Genomic DNA, 22,903 nt, shown 5'->3' on the forward strand with positions numbered 1-22,903 from the left:
AACAAATACACTTGGTATACTCATCCTCTAACTTAGATGAAGCAAAATGCCTTAATACTATGACAACAACATATATTAAAAAAATAATAATTACACGTTATTAAAAACGTGTTGGAGACGCTATTTTGCAGCAACAACAAGATAAATCCATTAAACAATCAAGCTTCTTCGATGCTTTAGTTCCTATCTCAGTGCTGATTTGTTTACTTGGCGCAGCTGTCTATTTATTTGGTGACAGCTCCTCGTCAGGACCAAACCAAATTGCCCTATTGTTTGCTACTTTCACTGCGGCTTTAATCGGCTTAAAAAATGGGTATACCTGGAAAAAGCTGGAAGATGCAATGATTGAAGGCATCACTTTATCGCTAGGTGCTATCTTGATCTTACTTATGGTCGGCGCTTTGATTGGTACTTGGCTACTTTCAGGTACCGTGCCTACGTTAATTTACTATGGTTTACAAGTAATCAACCCAAGCTGGTTTTATGCAGCTAGCTGCTTAATTTGCGGCGTTGTGGCAATGAGTATTGGGAGTTCATGGACAACCGCAGCTACAATTGGTGTTGCTTTACTTGGTGTGGCTTCAGGCCTTGGGTTAGAGCAAGTCGTGACGGCAGGCGCGGTTATATCTGGCGCTTACTTTGGAGATAAGCTAAGCCCACTATCAGAAACTACTAATTTAGCGCCTGCAGTTGTTGGCGCTGATTTATTTGAACATATCCAGCATATGCTTTGGACCACCGTTCCAAGCTTTGTAATTGCATTAATCATTTTTATATTTATGGGTTTTAATGCTACAGCGTCAGGTGAAGCAGGGCGCATTGATGACATTACCGCTATTTTAGAGCAGAATTTTAATATTGGCCTTGAAATGTTGGTACCGCTTTTAGTTTTGCTTGTGTTAGCAATGAAAAAAATGCCGGCATTCCCTGCTATTTCTATTGGTGCGGTGATGGGGGCTGTTTGGGCTATGTTATTTCAGTCAGACTTAATTGCCAGTCAAATTGATCTTTCTCAAGGTCAATTGGTTGGATATTTTAAGCTAGTTTGGACGACCTTTTTTGATGGTTTTAGCATTGTAACGGGTGATGACAAAATGGACTCATTACTCAGCGGTGGTGGCATGTCTGGAATGCTGACAACCACATGGTTAATCATGACGGCGTTGATGTTTGGCGCGATTATGGAAAAAACAGGCTTACTTGATGTGTTTGTAAAAAGTATTTTGCGCATTGCAAAAAGTACCGGTTCATTAATTACAGCAACGATTGCTACTTGTATTGGTACTAATGTGATTGCCGCAGACCAATATATTGCTATTGTAGTACCTGGACGCATGTATAAAGAAGAATACGAAAAGCGTGGCCTGAAGCCTGTTAACTTATCACGTACCTTAGAAGACGGCGGCACTATTACCAGCCCGCTTATTCCATGGAATACTTGTGGCGCCTATATGCAAAGCGTATTACTGATCAATCCGTTTGATTATGCATTGTATGCCTTTTTTAATCTAATAAACCCTTTCTTAGCTGTTATTTATGCCTACTTAGGCATCAAAATTCTTCGTATCAAACCTAAGCAACAAGCTTAAAACTGATTGCTCCTTTTTACTAAGGGGCATGTTAGGAGCACTACTATGTCTGAAAACGAAACGTCTGAAACTAAAATGTCTGAAAATAAAAAGCCTCAAGCGCAATATTTAAAAGATTATCAAGCGCCGAATTTTAGTATTAAGCATGTAAAACTAAATGTTGATCTTAAGCCTACAAATACCCGTGTGACAGCCAAACTTAGCTTAACGCGGATGAGTGAGGATAACACTTCACTGGTCCTTGATGGCATTGACTTAACGCTTATCAATTTAATCGTTGATGGTAAACCTTACGATGATTATGTATTAAGCGATGATCAATTAATCGTGCATAATTTACCTAAGGTGTGTGAGCTGACAATTTGTAATGAAATCTCACCGCAAACAAATACCTCTTTAGAAGGGCTATACTTATCGGGAGGTGCGTATTGCACACAATGTGAGGCACAAGGGTTTAGAAAAATAACGTATTATCTTGATAGACCCGATATATTAGCGACCTTTGAAGTCACTATTATTGCTGATAAAAAGTACCCGCATTTATTGTCTAATGGTAATAAAATTGCAGATGGTACGCTTGAAGATGGCCGCCACTTTGCCACATGGCAAGATCCGTTTAAAAAGCCAAGTTATTTATTTGCTTTGGTTGCAGGTGACTTTGATGTAGTAGAAGATACTTTTATTACTAAAAGCGGTAGAACTATTGACTTAGCTTTATTTGTTGATAAAGGTAATTTAGCAAAAACACCGCATGCAATGACGTCCTTAAAAAAGTCGATGCAGTGGGATGAAGAGCGCTTTAATCTTGAATATGACTTAGATATATATATGATTGTCGCCGTTGATTTTTTCAACATGGGCGCTATGGAAAATAAAGGCTTAAACATTTTTAATAGTAAATGTGTATTAGCCAATCAAGAGACCGCAACGGATAAAGACTTTCATACTATTGAGTCGATTGTCGGACACGAATATTTTCATAACTGGACAGGAAACCGGGTAACTTGCCGTGATTGGTTTCAATTATCGTTAAAAGAAGGTTTAACGGTGTTCCGCGATCAAGAGTTTAGCAGTGATCTTGGCTCTAGAGCACTTAACCGTATTGATGCCGTGAAAGTAATGCGTACTCATCAATTTAGTGAAGACGCAGGGCCTATGGCGCATCCAATTCGTCCTGAAAAAGTAATTGAAATGAATAATTTTTATACGGTAACCGTCTACGATAAAGGCGCTGAGGTTATTCGTATGATGCATACTTTGTTAGGCGAAACCAACTTTCAAAAAGGTATGGCACTATATATTGATCGCCATGATGGACAAGCGGTTACCTGTGATGATTTTGTTGCAGCTATGAATGATGCATCAGGTGTTGATTTAAGCCAGTTTAAGCGTTGGTATAATCAAGCAGGTACACCACGTTTAGTCGTTGATCAGCATTATGATCCGGTTAAACAAACATTCATGTTACATGTTTCACAGCATGCACCATTAAATCAACCGAATAATAAACCACAGCATATTCCGTTTGCAATTGAATTACTTGATAGTGAAGGGCAAAGTATTGCACTTAGTTTTGAAGGAAAATCAATTAATCACGTACTTGATGTAACACAGAGTGAGCACGAGTTTATTTTTGAAAATATTGATGCTCAACCGGTTGCCGTGCTACTCGAAGATTTTTCAGCACCGTGCATTGTAGAGCAAGATAATAGTGAACATGATTTATTACACATTATGCGCTTTGCTCGTAGTGACTTTTCTCGTTGGGATGCGCAGCAACGGTTATTTATAGGCGCAGTAAAACAAGCCATCAACGAAAACCAAACTCAGCCAATACTTAGTGATGCGATTATTAATGCGTTAAATGTACTTATATCTGAACGTGAAGGTGATTTAGCCCTTATCGCCGAGCTGTTAAAGCTTCCAAGCTTTGATACTTTAGCGGGCGAGTTTGAAGTGATCCCTGTTGATCAGTTAATTTCTATTAGCAAACAGTTTGAGCAACAAATTGCGGTACAACTTAACGAGCAGCTTCTTAGCTGTTACCAAGCACTTGACGATGACGGCTCGTTAAATGAAGCTGCTGTTGCAGCTAGAGCACTAAAAGGAATCTGTTTATATTATTTGGCGAAGCAAAACACGGCCTTAGATGCATCCATGCAAGCAAATATAGATGCTTTACTTAAAGCACAAGCTTTATCAAGTAATATGACGAATGTGCTTGGCGCCTTAGGGAGTGTTGTAAAAGCCCAGCACCCATTAAGTGATGAACTATTGGCGCATTTTGATAGCCAATGGCGCCATGATGTACTGGTTATGGATAAGTGGTTTGCGCTACAAGCAATGCAAAATGGTGACAATGCGATTACCAACATAACGCGCTTGTATGAACACCCATGTTTTGATTTAGGTAATCCAAACCGTGTACGAGCCTTAGTAGGCAGTTTTAGTCACTTTAATATAGAGCAATTCCATCGTGCTGATGGTGAAGGTTATAAGTTATTAGGTGATTTACTCGTTAAGCTTAATGCTATTAATCCACAGAACGCCTCGAGAATGCTCACGCCGTTTATGTCATGGCGCCGTTATGATGAAAGCCGCTCACTGGCAATGAAAGCTCAGTTGCAGCGATTGTCTAAACTTGATGACTTAAGTCATGATTTGTACGAGAAAGTGGACAAAGCACTGCAATAAATCATGACAGAACTCTATTTCTCATTAAATATGAGTTATCAGGAGTGTATCGACTATTACGATGGAAAATATACATCAGTGTAAATTATTTAAGATAGCGGCAAAACAGTATGTTTTGCCGCTAAACACCTACGGCCATTTATCTGAAGTATTGGTATCCGTGACCGCGTGAACGATTTACACTATTACTTACCCCAGAACATCAGCTTATACGTTTAGAGAAAGTGGCGTAGCCTCTGCGCCTTTCTAGATAAAAAACATTATTATTTTGTTAAATAAATTTGTCCTATTGTTAATTTGCGTGTATATATTAACTGGTAGGATGTCTTTCCAGTGGTTAGATGTTAATAAATGTTAAAAATATATAACCGATTGAAGCGCACTATTTGTAATTTCTCTATTTCGCTTCTATCGTTATGATTAGACTAAAAACAATAACTTGATAACAAAATTACCCGCAACGGGAGAACACACAATGTTAAAAGACGCTTTTTTTGTTAAAAACAAAATTGCACTTGCTCTAGCTGCTGCAACACTAGGCTTAACTTCAGCGACTTCAAATTCAGCAACATTTGAAGTTGGTGATTTTGACGTGCGGTTTGACTCGACCTTTTCTTACGGGCAAAGCATTCGCGTAGAAGATCGTGATTTTGCACTGATTGGTAAGAGTAATAATCCTGCACTTAATTGGACGGGCTACAATGCAGCACTTAATCCAATTTACACAGCGCAGGACGTTTGGGCACAGCCTGGTGCTTATTCAAACAATGGTGATGCGGGTGATTTAAACTTTAATAGCGGTGAGTCGTTTTCAAAACTGTTAAAAGGCACCCATGATTTATCAATAAGCAAAGATAATTTTGGTCTATTTACTCGTTTTATGTATTTCTATGATTTTGAGTTAATGGATGGTGACCGAGCTTATGTTAACCCAACCTCCGGTGGCGGCGTAGATCCATGTGATGACGATGACACAAAAGAGCAAGTATGTAGAGATCTGCGTTTACTCGACGCATATGTGTGGGCTAATTTTGATTTAAACGATGGTAATAATCCACTATCTATTCGATTAGGGCAACAAGTGGTCAATTGGGGTGAAAGTACCCTGATTTCTCATGGTATTAATGTTAATCCAGTCGATATTGACCGCCTTAAAGCTCCAGGCGCTGAATTAAAAGAGGCTTTTATCCCAGTGGGGATGTTATGGGCTTCATTAGGCATTAATGAAAATATGACTCTTGAAGGTTTTTATCAATACCAATGGCATGAAACACGCTTGCCAGCAGCAGGAAGTTACTTTTCTACCAATGATTTTGCCTCTGAAAATGGTTATCAACAGAACATTCAGCTCGGTTTTACCTCAAGCCCCGATATTGATTTAGCTTCTCTTACTACAAGCCTTAATAACTTAGATGACATTGTTCGTGCTCAAGGTGTGGATCCTTTATCAGCTCAAGGTCAAGCTATGATGAGCCAAATGTATCTAGCCTATCCAACTAAGGTTGCATTAAAAGGTAAAGGCTATGACGGTAAAACAGACCCCGATGATGGTGGTCAGTATGGTTTACGTTTTGGTATGTTTTTACCAGAGTTAAATGATACTGAAGTCGCACTTTATCACATTAATTATCATAGTCGTCGCCCCGTGATCTCAGGGCAAGTATCAAACTTCACGTCAGAGGCGATTGGTGCTGATATTGGTATGTTACTAAGTGAAGAAATTACTGAAGATAATGTTACTCAGTTGCAAGCATTTACTAAAGGGCGTTTAGAATACCCAGAAGATATAAAGCTTTATGGTTTAAGTTTTAATACTTCATTAGGCGAAACTGCGTTTGCCGGTGAATTTGCGTTTCGTGAAGATGAACCGTTGCAAATTGATGACGTAGAATTACTGTATGCCGGTATGCCAGAGCAATTAGCGGTTGCCGGTATTCGTCCTGATTTTGCAGGTATTTCACAAATGAGCCCCGGTGATGCTACAAGCGTTGTAGGGCCTGGCGAACTAGCTCAAGGATTTATTTTACGTAATACCGCACAGTTGCAATTTACAGCAACACACTTATTCGGCCCATCACTAGGCGCTGATAGTTGGGCCGTCGTGGGTGAAGTGGGTGGCGTGCGAATTAATGATATGCCTGAATATGACGAGCTGCGTTTAAATGTAGCGGGTACAGGGCGTAGTGGTGTTATTCAGGGGCCACTTAGTGATGATTACTCAACCTTGCATATGGGGCTTTCAAATGGTCCAGAGACGAATCCTTTTCCTAGTGCTTCGGCGTGGGGTTATCGTTTAATTGCTAAAGGAGATTACTTTAATTTTTTCAAAGGAGTTAACTTTTCACCACGGTTTGTATTTTCTCATGATGTGAATGGGATTACGCCAGATCCGATGTTCTTATTTGTTGAAGACCGTAAATCATTAGGAGTAACAGCCAACTTTAACTATCAAAATGCATGGTCATTTGACTTTAGCTATAACTCATTTTGGGGTGGTGGCGAGACAAATACTTTCTCTGACCGTGACTTTGTTTCTTTTAATATTAAATATTCAATATAAGGGTATCATGATGATAAAAAAACCTACCCTCATCGCGATTGCACTTTGTGGACTTTTTAGTGGTTCTGCTGCAGTTGCAAAAATGAGTAGTGAAGAAGTTGCCCGTTTAGGTAACGATTTAACGCTATTAGGCGCTGAAAAAGCAGCAAATACTGATGGCTCTATTCCTGCTTGGAAAGGTGGTATCACTGAAGCACCTGCAGGCTACAGCCCAGGCATGCATCATCCTGATCCGTTTGCCGATGATAAAGTATTATTTACTATTGATAAATCAAATGTTGATAAATACAAAGATAATCTAAGCCCAGGACAAGTGGCATTATTTGCAGCATACCCAGAGACATTTAAAATGAATGTGTATAAAACGCGTCGAAGCGCTTCTTATCCTCAGTTTGTCTATGATGCAACTAAGAAATATGCTCCCACTGCAGAACTTATTGAAGGCGGTAATGGAATTAAAAATACTGCTATCGGAATTCCATTCCCAATGCCAAAAGATGGCTTAGAAGCTATTTGGAATCACCTATTACGTTATCGTGGTTTATCAATTCAGCGTTATGGTGGTCAAGCTGCGCCAACTGCATCAGGTTCTTACAACATGGTTGGCTTTGATGAGCAACTGTTAGTTAAATACTCAGATCCAAAAGCAACACCAGAAGAGCTTAAAGAATCAAATATTTTATTTAAGTTCAAGCAAAAAGTCACCGAGCCTGCTCGTCTTGCAGGTACTGCGTTATTAGTTCATGAAACCATGGATCAGATATTAACACCACGCCAAGCATGGACATACAACTCAGGTCAACGTCGCGTGCGTCGTGCGCCAAACGTAGCGTATGATGCACCAGGTACAGCAGCTGATAGTTTACGTACAACTGACGATTTTGATATGTTTAATGGTTCTCCAAATCGTTATAACTGGACTCTTAAGGGCAAAAAAGAGCTTTATATCCCGTATAATAGCTACAAGTTACACAGTGATAAGCTAGAATATGATGATATTTTAATGCCCGGTCATATTAATCCTGAAGTGGTGCGTTATGAAAAGCACCGTGTATGGGTAGTTGAAGCTGACTTAAAAGCCGATACGCGTCATATTTATAAAAAACGTGTGTTTTATATTGATGAAGATAGCTGGCAAGTACATGTAACGGATATTTATGATAACCGTGATCAAATGTACCGAGTGGCCATGGCTCATGGTTTAAATTACTATGATGCGATGACGCATTGGAGTACGTTAGATGTATATCATGATTTAAACTCGCGTCGTTATTTAGCAATTGGTCTTGATAACCAAGAGAAAATGTATGATTTCTCGCAGTCGTTCAATGACAACGAATTCACATCAAGCGCGCTGCGTCGCGCGGGACGTTAAAATACATAGGCACCTGCTTTTGCAGGTGCCTTTTCTCTTTTCGCGTTTGTCATCTTCATTCGCAACGGGATAACCCACCTGCAAAATATAATGACAATGCCACAAATCTATCAAGGTGATTAATATTTATGAAGTATTTGCTTTATGCTTGTCTTGCTTATAGTGCTTCATGCTGTGCACAAGACGCACCAAGTACATCTAGTGCGATCGTCGCACCTAATGCTGAAAAAACATTATTAACGGATATTGAATACACAGGTCAAAACCTGATAGCCGTAGGCAAGCATGGTGTTGTAATTTCAAGTTCAGATGCTAAAAGTTGGCAACAAGCGAGCGTACCAACTCAAGTTTTATTAACCGCGATAGACTTTGTTGATAATAAAAATGGCTGGGCGTGTGGTCATGACGCTACCATTATTAATAGCCAAGATGGCGGGCAAAATTGGCAACTACAGCAATCCCTTCCAGGACTTGATAAACCGTGTTTAGATATTTTATTTACAGATAACCAAAACGGTTTTGCTGTAGGCGCTTACGGCATGTTTTATAAAACTAGTGATGGTGGTGAAAGCTGGGAAAAACGTTTTTTAGATAGTTTGTTATTTCCAGAAGACCGCGATTACCTAAATGATTTGAAAACGGATTATCCTGAGGAATACGAGGCTGAAACCGCATCAATTCTTCCACATTTTAATCGTATTATTAGTACTAATGAGCGTTTAATGTTGGTTGGTGAAATGGGGCTTTTGGCACAAAGTGACGACCAAGGCCAAACTTGGCAGCGCTTGGATGAAATTTATGTAGGTTCATTTTTTGCGTTTGCATCATCACTTAACCAACTTAAAGGTGAAGAAATAGTTGCAGGGCTTCGCGGTAATATTTTTGTTCGTGATGGGCAACAGGCCTCATGGCAAAAAATCGAAAATGATATTCACGCAACTGTTAATAGCATTATCAAATATAACAATAAGCAATGGCTATTATTGGCTAACAGCGGTGTTATCTACCACCTCAAAGATAACCAATTGAGTGTTGAGCAATTAGCCGACGGTAAAGCATTACTTGATGGTGTGTTATTTGAAGGTAAATTAGTTATGGCCTCTGAAGATGGCATTAAAGTGAAGGAGTTGAACCCTTGATGCGTGGTTTATTAGACTTTATTGAAAAGTCGGTTTTTCGTTATCGCTTAGTGGCAGTCGTCACTTTTGTCATTGTTACTTGTATGCTGCTTTTTAAAGCCGCAGATATTCAGCTAGATGCTTCATTTAATAAAAATATACCGCTTAACCATGAGTATATGAAGGTATACACCAAACATGAAAAACAATTTGGTGGAGCAAATAGTATTTTAATCTCGGTGTGTGATGCCGATGGCGATATTTTTAATCCCGAATTTTTTACTCAGCTTAAAGCCGTACACGACCAGCTCTATTTTATTCCCGGCGTTAACCGTACTTTAGTTAATTCAATTTTTTCACCCAGCGCACGCTTTGTTGAAGTTGTTGAGGATGGCTTTGCTGGTGGGCCAGTTATACCTGCTAGTTTTACTGCGGATAAGCGTGGTCTTGCAGTAGTAAAAGAGAATATTGAAAAAGCAAAAGTAGTTGGTCGTATGATTGCCAGCGATTACTCTTGCGCTATGGTGACTGCAGAACTACTTGAAATTGAACCGCAAACTCAGGAAAAGCTTGATACGTTAGCATTTGCAGAAAAACTTGAGAGCGAAATACGTGAGCCCCTAAGCACTGAGAAAGTGAGTATCCATATTATTGGATTCGCCAAAATGGCCGGTGACATTGCTGATGGTGCAAAAGGGGTGGTGTTGTTTTTTGCCATTGCGATTGCCTTTACTTTTGCCATGGTGTGGATTTTTTGCGGTAGCTTAAAGCTCACTGTACTACCCATTGCATGCTCTATTATTGCAGTCGTTTGGCAACTAGGGTTGTTATCGAGTTTAGGGTTTGGTCTCGATCCGATGTCTATTTTGGTACCATTTCTAGTCTTTGCAATTGGTGTTAGCCATGGCGTACAAATGATCAATGCCATTGGTAAAAAAGTAGTTGAAGGAGGTACTACACGTGCGTGCTGCCAAGCAAGTTTTAGGGCTTTATTAATACCTGGTGGTATTGCTTTATTATCCGATACTGTGGGCTTTTTAACTCTGTTAACTATAGATATTGGTATTATCCGTGAACTTGCTATTACTGCTAGCTTAGGTGTAGCAATGATTATATTTACCAACTTAATCTTATTGCCGGTATGGGCGTCGTACTTACATTTTGAAAAATCTTTGAAAATTCAGTCAGGTAATAGCAACAAACCGAATTTGCTCGATTCAATGAGAGAGTTACTGGTTAAGGCGACCGACCCGAAATTTGCTAAACTGATTATTGGTTTTACATTGGTATTATTTGCTTTAGGTTATTGGCAAGCAGATAAAATGCGTATTGGTGATTTACAAGCAGGTGCACCATCACTACACCAAGACGCACGCTATAACCAAGATACTTTTTTAATATCGGATAAATACACTATATCGTCTGATATTTTAAAAGTCATAGTGGAAGCGTATCCGGCGGCATGTACTGAACATAATGTAATGGAGCGCATTAGTCATTTTCAGTGGAAAGTTGAAAACCTATCAGGTGTGCAATCAGTGATAAGTTTAAGCTCTGTGGCGCAATCGGTTAATGTAGGTTATAACGAAGGCAATTTAAAATGGCAAAGCTTACCGCGAAATACAGCCAGTTTAGTGCAATCGACTGCACGGGTTGAGACCAGTACCGGCTTATTAAATGGTGATTGTTCGGTGATGCCGGTGATCATCTTTTTGGACGATCACAAAGCAGAGACTATTGATTCAGTAATCGCGAGCATCAAGGCATTTGCTAAGCAAGAGCAAACCGATAAATTGGCCTTTAAATTAGCCTCCGGCCCGGTTGGGGTTATGGCTGCAACGAACGAGTCGGTATCGGCGGCGCAGTTGCCGATGATGCTCTACGTTTATGGTGCGGTTATTCTGTTATGCTTAATTAGTTTTAGAAGTGTAAAAGCAACCGTTGCAGTGGTGTTACCGCTGTATATAGTATCGACGCTTGCACAGGCTTTAATGGTACAGTTGGAAATAGGCTTAACTGTTTCTACTTTGCCAGTAATAGCGTTAGGTGTCGGGATTGGCGTTGACTACGGTATTTATATTTTGTCATCGATGATGGGGCAATTAAAACAAGGTGTGGCATTACCTGTTGCTTATCGCAACGCATTAGTTGAGCGCGGTAGTGCAGTGTTGTTTACCGGTATTACTTTAGCGATTGGTGTTAGTACGTGGATTTTCTCAGATCTAAAGTTTCAAGTAGATATGGGGATCCTATTAACCTTTATGTTTTTAGTGAATATGTTAGGTGCAGTGCTACTTTTACCTGCAATAGGGAGTTTACTCTGGACTGACCAGAAAAAATAATGTGAATAGTTGTGCTCCAAAATGGCCGTAATGGCCATTTATATCTACATTTTGTGAATAGATGACCAAATAGCTGAAATGCTTAAAATGTTTTCATCGAAAGGGCTGTTTATTAATTTTAAAAGCGTTAGAATTTACCTGACTCCACGTTAATTAAACGGCTGTACAAATATCCCATCTGTGTTAGATGGTATAGATTTAAGGAACATACAATGACACGAAATGAAGGGCAAGCCTCGGTTATCTTAGATAATGTCTGCAAGCTGATCCAGAAAAAAGTTCACGCTGATAATGTGTTACTCGTTGAGAAATTTGCCAAAGCCTTGTACAGCAATATGTCTAAAGAGGATTTGGCTCATCGCAACGATAGTGACTTATATGGCGCTGCACTTAGCCTATGGAACTCGCTAGAAAAAAACACCTCTGATAACGCGGTGATCCGCGTTTTCAATCCTGAAGTAGCAAAAGATGGCTGGCAGTCATCGCACACGATTATAGAAATCATCGCTAAAGATATGCCATTTTTAGTTGATTCTGTGCGTATGGCCATGAACCGCGCAAATATCGCTTCTCACTTACTACTGCATAGCCCGTTAAAGATTAAGCGCGATAAAGCCTCTAAAATTACTGCTTTATCTAATTTAAAAGCGGATCAAGAATCAACATCAACAAAAACAGTTTTCTTTATCGAAATAGACCGTCAAACCGATTCAGCTGTAATTGATTCGTTCAAAGCTGAACTTGAGTCAGTACTAGTTGATGTATCGACTGCTGTTGAAGATTGGCAGCCAATTCGCGATAAACTGATAGCTGTAAGTAAAGACTTACCTAAACGTAAGCACAACAATAATAAAAATAATGTTGCAGAAACTGTCGAGTTTTTGGATTGGCTAGTTAAAGACAACTTTACTTTGATGGGCTATCGTCAATATGAGTTGTCGCCAGTACAAGGTGATTATCAGCTTAAGGGCTTAATGGATACCAGTCTTGGCTTGATGAAAAATTCAACAGAAGAACATACACGATTACTATCAGACTTGCCTGAAGTGGCGCGACAAGAAGCACGCAGCAACAATCTATTGATTTTAACCAAAACTAATTCAGTTTCACGGGTACACCGCCCAGCCTATATTGATTATGTTGGCATCAAACGTTTTGATGACAAAGGCAATGTAGTGGGAGAGGACCGTTTTATTGGCTTATTCTCATCAAGTTTTTATAACAATAGTGCTTCAGATGTACCCGTTTTAGAAAGTAAAATTAATCGTATTATGGCTATGTGTGATTTTGCTCAAGGTACTCATGCCTATAAAGCGGTATTAAATATTCTTGAAACCTACCCACGGGATGAACTTGTTCAAGCGCGTGAGGCGGAGTTACTTGAAGTTGCTATGGGTGTTTTACAAGTGCAAGAACGTGATATGTGCCGCATATTTGTGCGTAAAGATGCTTATGGTCGTTTCTTCTCCTGTATGGTTTATGTACCTCGTGAACGTTACAACACAGCACTTCGCTATGAAACACAAAGTATATTAGCTAATGCATTTAATTCTGACGATAAAGTCGAATTTACCACTTTCTTCTCTGAGTCAACACTTGCGCGCACTCATTACATCGTTCGTGCGACTCACAAAAATATTGAATATGACGTGAAAGATATTGAAAATAATTTAATCGAAGCGGCCCGTACTTGGGAAGATAAACTACAATCTGCATTACTTGAATCTGTGGGTGAAGCGCGTGGTAACGATTTAAATCGTAAATATGCACAAGGTTTTGCACGCTCATATAAAGATCAAGTATTACCAAGTGCTGCGGTTGTCGATATCGAAAAACTTGAGCTACTAAACGATGATAACAAGCTAGAAATGCTGTTTTACCGTCCGCAAGAAGAAGCAAACAGCAATATCGTACGTTTAAGCTTATTCCACAAAGATGAACCAATCCATTTATCTGACGTTATGCCAATGCTTGAAAATTTTGGTCTGCGCGTAGTGGGTGAGACCCCATACTCGGTCAAAACAAGTGACGGTCGTATCAATTGGATCATGGACTTCTCAATGCTTATTGATAGCCAAGGTATGGCTGATTTTGACAAAGTGTCGGCGCGTTTTCGTGCAGCGCTGACTAATGTTTGGGGTAATCGATTAGAAAATGATGGTTTTAACCGCTTAGTGTTAATGGGTGGCCTTACGGGCCGTGAAGCATCTATTTTGCGTGCGTACGCTAAATATATGCGTCAAATAGGCGTGACTTTCTCGCAAACTTATATTGAAAGCACGTTTGCTAATTATCCTGCGATTGCTGCTAAAATCGTTAATTTATTTGCTAAAAAGTTCTCTATTAAAAATCCTGCTAGCGAAAAAGCTTTAGAAAAGCTAGTTGTGCAAATTCATCAAGAGCTTGAAAATGTAGCTAACTTAGACGATGACCGTATTATTCGTTTATACGTGGATATGATTGTTGCTACATTGCGCACTAACTTTTTCCAAAAAAATGAAGCCGGCCAGTTTAAGTCTTACGTTTCATTTAAAATCAAACCAAGCTTAATTGCAGATGTACCGCTACCTTTACCTGCGTTTGAGATATTTGTTTACTCGCCTCGTGTTGAAGGTGTGCATTTACGTTATGGCAGCGTTGCACGTGGAGGTCTTCGTTGGTCTGACCGTCGTGAAGATTTTCGTACTGAAGTTTTAGGTTTAGTTAAAGCGCAACAAGTTAAGAATGCAGTAATTGTTCCTGTTGGTTCAAAAGGTGGTTTTGTTTGTAAACAACTACCAACTGAGCGCGAAGCGTTTTTCAAAGAAGGCCAAGAGTGCTACAAAATATTTATTCGGGGTTTATTAGATATCACCGATAACATTGTAAAAGGTGACATTGTAGCGCCGCGCGACGTAACTCGTCATGATGGTGATGATGCATATTTAGTTGTAGCAGCCGATAAAGGCACTGCGACATTCTCTGACACCGCGAATGGCATTGCTAAAGAATATAACTTCTGGCTAGGTGATGCATTTGCATCAGGTGGCTCTGTGGGTTACGACCATAAGAAAATGGGCATTACAGCTCGTGGTGCGTGGGAGTCAGTTAAAAGACACTTCCGTGAAATGGATATTGATTGTCAAGCTACTGATTTCACAGTCGTTGCAATTGGCGATATGGCAGGAGATGTATTTGGTAACGGCATGTTGTTATCTAAGCATATTCGCTTGCAAGTTGCCTTTAACCATATGCATATATTTGTTGATCCAACACCGGATGCTGCTAAATCATACCCTGAGCGTGAGCGTTTATTTAAGCTACCTCGCTCTTCGTGGGAAGATTATAATAAAGATCTTATCTCTGCAGGTGGTGGTGTCTTCTCACGTGCCGCTAAGTCTATTAGCTTAAGTCCTGAAATGAAAAAAATGCTTGGCACTAAAAAAGCCAGCATGACCCCTAACGAATTGATCAAAGCCGTATTAATGATGGAATTTGATTTACTTTGGAATGGCGGTATTGGCACTTACATTAAGAGCAGTAAAGAAACTGACGCTGATGTTGGAGACCGTGCCAACGATGCATTGCGAATTAATGGCGGTGAACTTGGTGCCAAAGTACTTGGTGAAGGTGGCAACTTAGGCGCTACTCAACTTGGCCGCATTGAATTTGCAGCAAACGGTGGTCGTGTAAATACCGACTTCATTGATAATGTGGGTGGTGTGGCGTGTTCAGATAACGAAGTAAATATTAAAATTTTACTTAATGGTCTGGTTGCATCGGGTGACTTAACGCGTAAACAACGTGATGAGCTTCTTTATTCGATGACTGAAGAGGTTGCTGAGTTAGTGCTAAAAGATTGTTATCGTCAAACGCACACGTTATCAATTACGCAATCTAAAGGAACGTCAACGCTAAAAGAGAAAGTACGCTTTATTAATGCTCTTGAAAAAGACGGTAAGCTTAATCGTGCAATTGAGTTTATTCCAACTGATGAAGAGCTTGCAGAGCGTGCGGCGGCGGGTAAAGACTTAACTCGTCCTGAGCTTTCAGTGTTAGTTTCGTACGCGAAAATGGTTCTGAAAGAATCATTAGTTAGCGAAGAAATTACTGAAAACCCATATTATCGTCAGTTACTGGTGCACTCTTTCCCTGTGCCACTGCGTGAGAAGTTTAATGATGCGATGGATAACCATCCACTACGCAAAGAGATTATTGCCACTAAACTTGCCAATAATATCGTAAATGACATGGGCTTAAACTTCATGGTACGTATGCATGAAGAAACTGGCGCAAGTGAAGCTGAAATTGCGGTTTGCTATTCAATCGCTAAAGAAGTATTCCAAATGCGTGATACATGGGTGTCTATTGTAGCGCTTGATAATAAAATTCCAGCAGCAGTGCAAACTGAAATGCTGTATCAATTACGCCGTACTGTTCGTCGAGCAACACGTTGGTTCTTACGCCATCGCAATAAAGGACAAACTATTACGCAAGCCATTGATTTCTATACACCAACATTTGCAGATTTAAGTAAAAACTTGGATGTATACACAGTCGATAAAGAAAGTGAGCGCTTAGCAAAAGCGTCAGGTAAATTAATTGATAACGGTGTACCAAAAGCATTGGCAACCCGTGTCTCATCTTTATCTAGCTTATTCTCAGTTATGGATTTAGCTGAAATTGCTAATAAATCAAATCGTAGTATTGATATGGTTTCTCACACTTACTTCAAGCTAGGCGCTCGTATGGGCTTACATTGGTTCTTAGAGCAAATTACTAATCAACCAGTGTCAAACCACTGGCAAGCATTGGCACGCGCTTCGTACCGAGAAGAGCTTGATTGGCAGCAACGCCTACTGTCAGCGGTAGTTATTAATAGCTTCGAGGGCAAAAATAAAGACGTTGATGCACAGATTGATCAATGGATGGATAGCAAAGAGCTGTTATTGCAACGTTGGCAGCAAATGCTCTCTGAATTCAAAACATCACAAAGCCATGATTTTGCTAAGTTTTCTGTGGCATTGCGGGAGCTAATGTTACTAGGACACAATTGCGACACTTCCATATAGTTGAAAAGTCGTTAAAATACCTACCCCAGCTTAGCTTCTAAGTTGGGGTATTTTTTTGCCTAGTTATAAATTAGACCAGATAATCAGTATTATTTGGGGGTTAGTTTATGGCTGCGCTTTTTGTTAGATAAGAGGAACCTTCCATGTTTTATGATCTTGCTCGCCGTTTTATGTTCACCCGTGATGCGGAATGGGCTCATGAATTTGCACTCAACAATTTGCGTCGTTTTGCTAACACGCCAATCAGTGCTGCTTGGTCGCAATCACTTGCAGATAAGCCTGTAGATTTTCTCGGTTTAACATTTAAAAATCCAGTCGGCTTAGCCGCAGGCCTTGATAAAAATGCAGAGTGTATCGATGCATTTGGTCAAATGGGTTTTGGCTTTATTGAAGTGGGTACCGTTACGCCGCGCGCGCAAGCAGGTAACGACAAGCCACGCATGTTTCGTTTACCTGAGTCGAACGCGATTATTAACCGTATGGGTTTTAACAATAAAGGCGTGGAAAATTTAGTTAATAACGTAAAAGCCGCCAAGTATGATGGTATTTTAGGTATTAATATTGGTAAAAATAAAGACACCCCTAATGAGCAGGGTAAAGATGATTATATTCACTGTATGCGTAAAGTTTTTGAGTATGCCTCGTATATCACCGTTAATATCTCATCACCTAATACGCCAGGTCTACGTGATTTACAATACGGTGAAGCATTAGATGATTTATTACAAAGCTTAAAATCTGAGCAGTTAGATTTAAGTGCTAAACACGGTAAACCGGTACCGATGCTGGTTAAGATCGCCCCTGATCTAGATAAAGTGCAAATTGCTCAAGTAAGTGATTCATTGATCAATAATAAAATAGATGGTGTGATTGCCACAAATACCACTTTAGAACGCGCTGCTGTACAAGGTCAACAATATGCTGATGAAGCAGGAGGCTTGTCGGGTCAGCCTGTGCGTGAGCGTGCAACCCACGTGGTTAGTGAGTTGAAACGTTTAACACAAGGTAAGTTACCCATTATTGGTGTAGGTGGTATTGATGATGCGAGCTCTGCTAAAGAAAAGTTCGATGTCGGTGCTGGTTTGATTCAAGTTTACTCTGGGTTTATTTATAAAGGTCCACAATTGGTAAAAACGATCGTTAACGACTTATAAGGATCAGTTATCTAAGCTTCTGATCATTAATTAAATGTTCTAACAGAGTGTTTTAAAAATGGTCAAAAGTAGCTATAATTATATAACTTGTAAATATTATTTTTTAGGGAGGCCGCAAATTATGTTTCAAGCATCAAGACAATGGAAGTGGGTAGCTTGTACTAAGCGTAATCGCTTATTGGTCGATTTAGACCAAGATATGCAATTATGTACTCCCTATAAATTGCGCCAGCTTACCGACTCAATTAAGCAGCAAAGTCATTTTAGTTTAGATGATGCCGCTTTTTATCAGCAGGTTTATCAGTATCTTGATAGTTTTAAAATATACAGCAGTGCTGAGTTATGCCAAATTTCGCTTAATGCCACTGCTGCTAAGCTTTATTTAAAACCTGTACTGGCTAAAAGTTGGTTTTTTAAAGAATATACCGGCTCAGAACCAAGTGTTGAAGCTATTGTTAAGCTTTCTTCAGTTGTACAAACGGGTGAGTTTTTAATTGTAGAACACACCCAAGATGCATCTTTATGTATTAACTTAAGTGAACACTTTAAACTTGATGAAAACCTGCATTTAAACCAATTTGAAGTGATACGTGTATTAAACAACCGCGTACATCCAATTTTGAACAAAATATCTCACACACAAACCGCTTAATTACCTTCTAAACTACGCGCTTTAAGGCGTAATTGTCGGCGAACCTATGTTATAATCCTGCGTAATTAGCTATTAAGGGTTATTACTTTGCAATTTATCGCACTTACTTCTATCGGAATCGAAAATTTATTGGTTGATGAGCTTACAGCGCTAGGTGCGCAAGTAACCAAACAAACTGTGGGCTCTGTTCGCTTTGAGGCGGATTCAACATTGGCTCAAAAGGTATGTTTAGCTAGCCGACTAGCCACTCGAATTTTAATGTTGATTGAAGAAAAAGAAGGCGTAAAAGACAAAGGTAGTCTTTACAATTTTGCACGTTCACAGCCTTGGCAAGAATGGTTTGGTCCAACTCAAACGTTTGCTGTTGATTTTAATGGTACTAATGACTCTCTTAAAAACACGCAGTTTTCAGGACTAGTTATAAAAGATGCCATTGTTGATTATTTTAATGATCTATTTGAACAGCGTCCCAATGTTGATAAACAAGATGCCAATGTCCGTGTAGTAGCAAGGCTCAGTCGTCAAGGCGTTGCACTTTATATTGATTATTCAGGTCCTCGTTTATCTGAACGCGGTTATCGTCAAGGCCAAGGTAAAGCACCGATTAAAGAACATTTAGCGGCTGCGCTTATTATTCGTAGTGGGTGGCTTGAAAATATACAACAACCGTTGTTTGACCCATGTTGTGGTGCGGGCACTATTTTGATTGAAGCGGCTGGGATGGCTCGCAATGAAGCGCCTGGTCTATTCCGCGAAGGTTTTGCCTTTGAGCGTTTGCCTAGTTTTAGAGCGGCTAAATTTAAAGAGTTAAAAGAGCAGTTAGCAGAAGAAATCGTTGATCCGAAACTATGGCTCATCGGCCATGATTTTGATGAAAACGTGCTACGAAAGGCGCAAGAAAATGCTGAGCGAGCTGACCTTACAAGTATTATTAAATTTAAACACAGCGATGCGACAAAATTAACCAGTGTTGCAAAATTGCCTGGTGTAGTTATTTCTAATCTACCTTATGGTGAACGTATCGGCTCAATGGCTGAGTTGGTTGATTTACACAGCAATTTAGGTGTGGGCTTCAAAAAGCACTTTAACCATTGGAAACTTGCGTTATTGGGGATGGATGAAAGCTTATTTAAGTTATTAAAACTGGTTAAGCTGAAACGTTACAAATTTAAAAATGGTCCACTGGATGTGGTACTTAACTTATATCAACTCGATGATAAGCAAGTAAGCCAAACGAGCGAAGACAAGCCAGCATTGAATTTTGAAGGTTCAATGTCGTTTGCCAACCGAATGAAAAAGAATAAACAGGGTTTAAAAAATTGGCTCAAGCAAAATAATGTGCAAGCGTATCGCGTATACGATGCTGATATTCCTGAGTACAATGTAGCCGTTGATATTTATGGAGATTCAGCGGTAATATTTGAGTATGCCGCACCTAAAGAAATTGACGATGACACTGCCCATAAACGTTTGCAAGATGTTATTTCGCTAACCTCGCAACAGCTCAATATTGCGCCGGGAAACATAGCTGTCAAAGTGCGTAAAAAGCAAAAAGGCGAAGAGCAATATACGCCTATGGCAAAACAAAACCGTACTCAAATTGTTGAAGAGTTTGGGGCTAAATTTAAAGTTAACTTATTTGATTATCTAGATACTGGGTTGTTTTTAGATCATCGTTTAGCACGGCGTTATATTCAACAAAATGCTAAAGATAAGCGCTTTTTAAATTTATTTGCTTATACGGGCACAGCCTCAGTGCATGCTGCTATTGGTGGGGCTAAAGCGATTACTACCATCGACTTATCAAAAACCTACTTAAAGTGGGGGCAAGATAATTTTGAGCTGAACAATATTAGTAATACCCGCTATCGTTTTGAACAAGCTGATTGTTTGAAGTGGCTTGAGCATGCAACGAGCCAATATGATTTGATCTTTTTAGATCCGCCAACATTTTCTAATTCAAAACGCATGAAAGATGCATTTGATGTTCAAAATGATCATATTAAATTATTAACGTGGGTTAAAAAAATCCTCAGCCCATCAGGGACGTTGATTTTCTCAAATAATATGCGTGGTTTTACGATGGATGAAGTTGGTTTGATTGGCTTAGGGTTAAAAGCTGTTAATATTTCAGAGCAGACAATCTCACCTGACTTTAAACGTAATAAAAAAATTCATAATAGCTGGTTGATCACCCATGGCTAATTGGGTGTTATACCACACAGATGGCTGTCATTTATGTGAACAGGCTGCAGAGTTAGTGCAGCCTTTACTGGCAAATGATAGTTTGCAATTAATTGATATTATGAGCGATGAAACTTTAATCGTCGAATATCAAGTATTGATACCTGTGTTAAAAAGCCCAAAGGGGAGGCGTTTATTTTGGCCCTTTAGCCAAAAAGATGTTGACCAGTTGATTAATGACAATGATAAACAACAGTAGAGAAGTATGGACTTAATTAGAATTTCTAAAGCGCAACTTGCTTACGGTACACATCCTTTATTAGATAACGCTGATGCAGTGATAGAGTCGGGTGAGCGGGTATGTGTAGTTGGCCGCAATGGCGCAGGTAAATCAACACTTTTAAAAGTATTAGATGGTCAAGTAATTCTCGATGATGGTGAAACTAACCAAATTAGTAGCCTTAAAATATCGCGCCTTGAACAAGATCCACCTAAGGGTGCTAATGGTACCGTGTTTGATTATGTAGCCCAAGGCATGCCTGATATTGCTAACCTATTAATTGATTTCCATCATGTTAGTACTCAGCTGCAAACAGAGTGTACTGATAAGCTATTAAATAAATTAGAACGCTTATCGACTAAGTTAGAAGCAGCAGATGGTTGGCGTTTTGATAGTCGTATTCAATTAGTGTTAACCCGTCTTGAGCTATCGCCCGAGGCTAAGCTTGAGTCACTTTCTGGTGGTTGGTTACGTAAAGTAGCCCTAGCACGAGCACTTGTTAGTGAGCCTGATTTATTATTACTTGATGAACCAACTAACCACTTAGATATGGCAAGTGTTATCTGGCTTGAAGAGTTTTTAAAGGAATTTAAAGGCGGCATTGTATTTATCTCACATGACCGTGCTTTTATTCGCGCTGTGGCTACACGTATTTTAGATTTAGATCGAGGTAAGTTAATTTCTTACCCTGGCGATTACGCAACTTACCTTGAGCAAAAAGCCCATGACTTGAAAGTTGAAGAGTCGCAAAATGCACTTTTTGATAAGCGTTTAGCTGAAGAAGAAACGTGGATACGCCAAGGTGTTAAGGCGCGTCGTACGCGTAACGAAGGGCGCGTACGAGAGCTTAAGCAATTACGTAATGAGCGTAAGCAACGTGTTGATCAAGTTGGTAAAACAGACTTTAATATCGAAACGGCTGACCGCTCAGGTAAGTTAGTATTTGAAGCTAAGCACCTTAACCATGCTTTTAAAGATAAAGTGATCGCCAATGATTTCTCTACTTTAGTTATGCGCGGCGACCGTATTGGACTAGTTGGTCCAAATGGTATTGGTAAAACGACTTTATTAAAACTGTTATTTGGTGATTTAGCAGCCGATAGCGGTGATATAAAGCAAGGCGTAAACTTAGAATTTGCTTATTTTGACCAATATCGTCAAAAGCTTGATGAAGAAGCCACAGTGCAAGATAATGTTGCAGAAGGTAAGCAAGAAGTGATGATGGGGGGGCGTTCACGCCATGTGCTTGGTTATTTACAAGACTTTTTGTTTCCACCTGCACGCGCACGCACGCCGGTTAAAGCCTTATCCGGAGGGGAAAAGAATCGCTTATTATTAGCTAAGTTATTTTTAAAGCCATCTAATATTTTAGTGCTCGATGAGCCAACTAATGACTTGGATATTGAAACCCTTGAATTGCTAGAAGATATAATTAATCAATATCAAGGTACTGTGCTAATTGTAAGTCATGACCGTGAGTTTATTGATAATACCTGTAGCAGTGTTTGGGCATTTGAAGGTGATGGCGTTATTACTGATATCGTCGGTGGTTATACCGATTACGAGCAATTTGTTAGCTATCAAGCAGAACAAGCTAAAAAACAGCAAGTAGCCCCCAAAAAAACTGAAAAAGCGGCTCCTGTAACACCTGTTAAAGCCCAAAACAAAAGCAATAAATTTTCTTACAAATTAAAGCTTGAATTAGAACAACTACCCAGTAAAGTGGAACAACTTGAAATAGCCCTTGAGGCACAACAGGTTGTTGTAAATGATCCCGACTTTTTTAAACAAGATGCTGATAGCACAACGAAGGCATTGAACCATTTAGCACAACTTGAGTCTGACCTAGAAGCCGCATTTGAGCGCTGGGAAGAACTTGAAGAATTAAAGAATCAGTAGTTAGA

At 39.6% G+C, this 22,903-nt stretch carries 12 protein-coding genes; all 12 read left to right on the forward strand.

Annotated elements, in window-relative coordinates; translation table 11 throughout:
- The first annotated feature begins 125 nt into the window (after positions 1-125).
- The 12 genes from nhaC (at position 126) to uup (ending at position 22,898) form a co-directional block, all read left to right on the forward strand.
- The gene (nhaC, locus tag ACT3S9_RS06745) at positions 126-1,589 is read left to right on the forward strand and encodes a Na+/H+ antiporter NhaC (RefSeq protein ID WP_441833901.1); all 1,464 of its coding nucleotides are present in this window, start codon (positions 126-128) and stop codon (positions 1,587-1,589) included.
- A gap of 75 nt (positions 1,590-1,664) precedes the next feature.
- A complete protein-coding gene (pepN, locus tag ACT3S9_RS06750; RefSeq protein ID WP_441833907.1) occupies positions 1,665-4,283 on the forward strand; it encodes an aminopeptidase N in 2,619 nt (872 codons plus the stop codon).
- Positions 4,284-4,758: 475 nt separating this feature from the next.
- Positions 4,759-6,843: a DUF1302 domain-containing protein gene (locus tag ACT3S9_RS06755; RefSeq protein WP_441833900.1), complete on the forward strand. Its 2,085-nt coding sequence runs from the start codon at positions 4,759-4,761 to the stop codon at positions 6,841-6,843.
- Between the two features lie 10 nt (positions 6,844-6,853).
- Complete coding sequence (locus ACT3S9_RS06760; RefSeq protein ID WP_441833899.1) at positions 6,854-8,218, forward strand: DUF1329 domain-containing protein; 1,365 nt, start codon at positions 6,854-6,856, stop codon at positions 8,216-8,218.
- Between the two features lie 128 nt (positions 8,219-8,346).
- Complete coding sequence (locus ACT3S9_RS06765; RefSeq protein ID WP_441833898.1) at positions 8,347-9,357, forward strand: WD40/YVTN/BNR-like repeat-containing protein; 1,011 nt, start codon at positions 8,347-8,349, stop codon at positions 9,355-9,357.
- Positions 9,357-11,678, forward strand: coding sequence for an efflux RND transporter permease subunit (locus ACT3S9_RS06770; RefSeq protein ID WP_441833897.1), 2,322 nt, complete (start codon positions 9,357-9,359; stop codon positions 11,676-11,678). The genes ACT3S9_RS06765 and ACT3S9_RS06770 overlap by 1 nt, the downstream gene beginning before the upstream one ends.
- Positions 11,679-11,890: 212 nt before the next feature.
- A complete protein-coding gene (locus ACT3S9_RS06775) occupies positions 11,891-16,729 on the forward strand; it encodes an NAD-glutamate dehydrogenase (protein WP_441833896.1) in 4,839 nt (1,612 codons plus the stop codon).
- Between the two features lie 143 nt (positions 16,730-16,872).
- On the forward strand, positions 16,873-17,883 hold the full coding sequence (gene pyrD, locus ACT3S9_RS06780; protein WP_441833895.1) for a quinone-dependent dihydroorotate dehydrogenase: 1,011 nt from the start codon (positions 16,873-16,875) through the stop codon (positions 17,881-17,883).
- Positions 17,884-18,004: 121 nt separating this feature from the next.
- Positions 18,005-18,535, forward strand: coding sequence for a cell division protein ZapC domain-containing protein (locus ACT3S9_RS06785; RefSeq protein WP_441833894.1), 531 nt, complete (start codon positions 18,005-18,007; stop codon positions 18,533-18,535).
- Positions 18,536-18,622: 87 nt separating this feature from the next.
- On the forward strand, positions 18,623-20,740 hold the full coding sequence (gene rlmKL, locus ACT3S9_RS06790) for a bifunctional 23S rRNA (guanine(2069)-N(7))-methyltransferase RlmK/23S rRNA (guanine(2445)-N(2))-methyltransferase RlmL (protein ID WP_441833893.1): 2,118 nt from the start codon (positions 18,623-18,625) through the stop codon (positions 20,738-20,740).
- Positions 20,733-20,978 carry a glutaredoxin family protein gene (locus ACT3S9_RS06795; RefSeq protein ID WP_441833892.1) on the forward strand — a complete coding sequence of 82 codons (246 nt, stop codon included), beginning with the start codon at positions 20,733-20,735 and terminating at the stop codon, positions 20,976-20,978. Before rlmKL ends, ACT3S9_RS06795 begins: the two co-directional genes overlap by 8 nt.
- Positions 20,979-20,984: 6 nt before the next feature.
- Positions 20,985-22,898 carry an ATP-binding cassette ATPase Uup gene (gene uup, locus ACT3S9_RS06800; protein WP_441833891.1) on the forward strand — a complete coding sequence of 638 codons (1,914 nt, stop codon included), beginning with the start codon at positions 20,985-20,987 and terminating at the stop codon, positions 22,896-22,898.
- The last annotated feature ends 5 nt before the right edge of the window (positions 22,899-22,903 follow it).

Source organism: Pseudoalteromonas sp. AOP31-A2-14, from assembly GCF_052378035.1.
GTDB lineage: Bacteria > Pseudomonadota > Gammaproteobacteria > Enterobacterales > Alteromonadaceae > Pseudoalteromonas.